Annotated in this window: 1 protein-coding gene; it reads right to left on the bottom strand. The window is 35.9% G+C overall.

Features of this window, described 5'->3' with window-relative positions; translation table 11 throughout:
- Nucleotides 1-134: 134 nt before the first annotated feature.
- A partial coding sequence (locus I8U17_RS18060; RefSeq protein ID WP_198059994.1) for a hypothetical protein occupies nucleotides 135-1,015 on the bottom strand: 881 nt, incomplete at its 5' end.

The raw sequence follows: 1,015 nt of genomic DNA, 5'->3' as shown, positions 1-1,015 counted from the left end.
AACATTGTCAAGCTGATATCCATCGATTTGATCCAATGTTGATTTAATTTGATCCCAACTCGGATTTGTTATTACTTTTTTTTCTCCAGGCCTTAAAATACGAAATTTCCACTCGCTCATATCTCTATTCCCCTCTACCATGATTTTCTTTTAAAGTTTGGATCAGGTCTTATGATTTGTATTCCACTTGGACTTATTACTGTTAGTTCATCTAATCCAACTTCTTCAACAAGTTGCTTTACACCTTGTCTTTCATCGCAATAGCCGCATAAAGGTCGATCTACATGAAGGGTAGCCTTTCCACCAAGAATTTTATTTTGTTTTCGATATTGGTATAAATGCCAAAAAACATCTCCTTCTGCATGAGTATAAGTACTATTATTAGTACCTTTAAATCTCACACCCTGTTTTGCTAGTTTCAATCGATCTTCGTATTTTTTTGGTCTTGAGGGTCTGTTATAAAACCATTCTTTTCTAAGTTCAGAATATCCGTTTGGTACGTCTTCACTCCAACTACTTCTTCCCCATATTTGTACTCCATCTGATTCGAGAACGGCAACAGTTGATTCATTCCTTAGTATTCTCTTTTTCATTAATTCTGCTTCTTCAGTAGGAGTAAGAAGTCCAAGATCTTTTCTTACTTTTGCTACATAGTCAAGATCAACCTTGCCTGTTGCGGGTCGATACTTTGGAATATCATTAACTTTTACAATTAATCCATCTTTGATCTTAGCACCATTTTTTGTTACATAAAATTTTCCAATAATCTTCTTCCCGTTTTTTGCAAGAAAAAATTTTCCTTTTTCTTGCGTTTTAACTGTTACTATAGAATTAGCTGGTTTTTGAGGGCAGTTAGAAAACGGTATATTTGCAAAATACCCATGAGGTTGCTGTTGGAATGTAAAACAGTCGCTAATCTCTTTCACCGCAGGCTTTAACTTCGACGCAAGCGGTACTCCATTTTTTTCAGCAGTTACGGCAATTCGTTTAAATGCCTGGATGTAGGCCTCGGGAT

Origin of the sequence: Thermoactinomyces sp. CICC 10521, assembly GCF_016055135.1 — a bacterium.
In the GTDB taxonomy this organism is placed as follows: Bacteria; Bacillota; Bacilli; order Thermoactinomycetales; family Thermoactinomycetaceae; genus Thermoactinomyces_A; species Thermoactinomyces_A daqus.
Note: the sequence above shows the minus strand (reverse complement) of the source record. Positions and strands in the feature narration are given on the sequence as shown.